Below are 2,417 nucleotides of genomic sequence, written 5' to 3' on the forward strand. Positions count from 1 at the left end.
TCTCCCCTCGGGGCCGGGGACGGCAGGCGGGGGGGCGGGGGCCGGGGGGGGCGCCACCGGCGACCGGTCGCCGGTGGCGCGGCGGCGGCGAGGATCGCCTCGGTCAGGTCGGGCACCGTCGGCACCACCTGGGTACGAGCCCGCCGGTTCACCCCGGCGACCAGGTCCAACCAGCTCCGGCAGCCCGCACAGCCTTCCAGGTGCCGCTGCACGGCGACCCGCTCGGTCGGCGTCTCTTCACCGTCCAGCTGTGCCGACAGGATCTCCCGCCACCCCTCACACCCCATGGACAGATAGTCGCTCACCGGCCCGGTCCGGTTCCCGCCGCCCGGCGGACACGTGCCGTGGTGTGTCGACGGCCCGGGGTGCGCTCACTGGCCGAAGGTGGTCAGGAACCGGTCGCGGAAGCTGCTCATCGGCCACACCGGGGCCTGCGGGCCGGGTTGGAGGCCCTCCTCCCACTCCCAGTCCGACATCTGTGCCAGCACCCCCCGGTCCCGGGTGATGATCGAGATGGGGACGTCCCGGCTGGCGCCGGGGCCGGTGACGACCGGCGCGGGCTGGTGGTCGCCGACCACTACCAGCACCAGGTCGTCGTCGCCGTACCGTTCGACGTACGACACCAGGGACTTCAACGAGTACTCGATCGAGCGGCGGTAGTCGGCGCGGATCTGCGCGGTGGAGCGTCCGATGTCCTCGCCGTCGCCCTCCCGGGCCTCGTGGAAGATCGTGCCGTCGCCCATCTGCGACCAGTCCACGATCCGGGGGCGGGGCGTCCAGGGGGAGTGGCTGGTGACCAGGGCGATCTCGGCGAACAGCGGTGCCCGGTCGGGCCGGGACCGCTCCAGTCGCTCGAACGCCCCGAGGGTGAACTGGTCCGGGATCGGGGCGAAGCCGAACTTCGGCCCCTGGTAGCCGAGGGTGCGGGAGTCGTGGAACCGTTCGTAACCGTAGAACTGCCCCTCGGGCCAGGCCCGGGTCACGGCGGGCATCACCCCCACCGTGTCCCACCCGGCCCGCTGGAAGTACCTGTTGAGCGTCATCCGGTCGCTGGCCAGCAGGCTGCGGTGACGCTGGTCGTTGTCGATCCAGAGCCCGGACAGCAGGGTGGCGTGCGCCAGCCAACTGCCCCCGCCGGTGGTCGAGGAGGTGAGGAAGCCGCTGCGGGTGGCGTACCCGGCCTCGCCCAGCCGCCGGTCGCCGTCGGCGAGGACCGCACCGACCCGGGGGCTGAACTCCGGGTCCTGCACCGCGTCCCGGCCGTAGCTCTCGACGAACGCCACGACGACGTCCTTGCCCCGCAGACCGGTCAACAACCGTTCGGCGGGTACGGCCTCGAACGGGTCGGCGTCGACCTCGGTCCCGAAGGTCTCCCGGTCCTTCACCGCGGCCTGGACCTGCGACACGTGCGAGGTGACCAGGCGGGACGTGCTGCGGTCGGCGACCGCCACGCCGGGGCCGACCCGGATCCCGAACGCGGCACCGGCCACCCAGAGGACGGCGAGAACGGCGACCGCCCGGACCGCCACCCGGTCGTGCCGTACCACCAGGCGGGACAGTCGCAGGGAGGCGAGCGTGGTCAAAGACAGCAGGGCGACGGCGAGCAGCACCGCCCCGACGGCTGCGGCGACGGCGACGGGCCTGCCGTTCGCCTCGACCAGGTAGGAGTAGGTGGGGCCGAGCAGGGACCAGTCCAGGGCGGGGTCGAACGGCCGGGCCAGGGTGGCGAAGAACCCGGTGTCCAGGGCCTTCAGGATGCCGACGGTCCCGAGCAGGACACCGACCAGCCCCGCCAGCAGCCGCCGGGCCCGGCTCCGGGACCGCAGGGCCAGCAGCGCGGCGGCGACGACGATCGGTTCCAACGGGAGCCGGGTGAACACCCACGGTGAGTATCCGGCCAGATGGTTCGGTGCGAGCAGGAGGACCAGCACCAGCAGGACGGCCAGTCCGGTGGTCACCCGGGCACCCACAGTCCGCCACCGGCCCCGTCGCGCACCGTTCTCCGACTCGACCGCGTCGTGATCCGCCGAACCGTCCGGCCCCGGGGTATCGGTTCCCGGGTCGTCGGTTCCCGGGGCGTCGGTCTCCGGGGCTTCCGGCCCCGAACCGGCCGTCTCCGGGGCGTCGGTCTCCGGGGCGTCGTCGGACCGTGGGGCGGGCCAGACGGCGCGCCGCCGCCGGCGTTCGCCGGGGGCGGCCGGGCGGGGGGACTCCTCAGCCGGGTCGCGGTGCGGGCGGGTCAGGAACGACAAGCCGTGGTCCTCTCGGGAACGCCGGTCGCCGGGCGGGGCCCGGCTCCGGTCGGGTTCGGACGGGCGCGGCTCAGGCCGGGTGGTGGACCGCCAGGCGCGACGATCCGTTCCCGGCGACGGTACGTCCGTCCCGCGCCGACGCCCGGGTCGGGGCCGGGGTGCCGG

At 74.4% G+C, this 2,417-nt stretch carries 2 protein-coding genes; both read right to left on the reverse strand.

Going from position 1 to position 2,417, the window contains the following annotated elements; genetic code table 11:
- Positions 1–305: zf-HC2 domain-containing protein (locus ABT336_RS27245; protein ID WP_502891282.1), on the reverse strand; the 305-nt coding region annotated here is incomplete at its 3' end.
- A gap of 66 nt (positions 306–371) precedes the next feature.
- Positions 372–2,252 (reverse strand): alkaline phosphatase family protein, encoded by a 1,881-nt coding sequence (locus tag ABT336_RS27250; protein ID WP_350900440.1) that lies wholly within the window; start codon positions 2,250–2,252, stop codon positions 372–374.
- Positions 2,253–2,417: the final 165 nt, after the last annotated feature.

The sequence above is a fragment of the Micromonospora sp. NPDC000207 genome (genome assembly GCF_040300925.1).
Classification (GTDB): Bacteria; Actinomycetota; Actinomycetes; order Mycobacteriales; family Micromonosporaceae; genus Micromonospora.